This is a genomic window from Pseudoalteromonas sp. SR44-5 (genome assembly GCF_014163675.1).
Taxonomy (GTDB): domain Bacteria; phylum Pseudomonadota; class Gammaproteobacteria; order Enterobacterales; family Alteromonadaceae; genus Pseudoalteromonas; species Pseudoalteromonas rhizosphaerae.
Genome location: NZ_JACJDT010000202.1, coordinates 1 through 368 on the forward strand (window position 1 = coordinate 1; position 368 = coordinate 368).

General features: G+C 44.3%; 1 pseudogene. It reads left to right on the plus strand.

Annotated features, from left to right (window positions below):
* Nucleotides 1–368 (plus strand): annotated as a pseudogene (locus H5154_RS23240) (hypothetical protein); the annotation flags it as partial.

A 368-nucleotide genomic window follows, 5' to 3' on the forward strand; every position in this document is an offset into this window, starting at 1 on the left:
AGGAAAACGCTGTTCTCAGCACGGATGGATGGCTCTGATAGGCGCCGCATTATCCCCGAAGCTGCCTTTGAAGGTAGGGGGCTTATTGGTAGCCACACACCCAAGCGCTCGCCAGATAACCGCTACATTGCTTTATCTATGGATACAACAGAGCACGGTTTTACCCGCGAGCTGTGGGATACCAAAACCCAACAGTTTATTTTTATGAGTAAAGGCCATGGTTATGCTCATTTTAACTGGACCAAAGACAGTGAAAATGTGATTTTTTACGCCAGTGGTAAACATTATAACTACCATGTACCGACTAAAACACTCACTGAGCGACCAATTATTTACTCTAATGGCTTGTTTTTATTGCCAGATGGTAA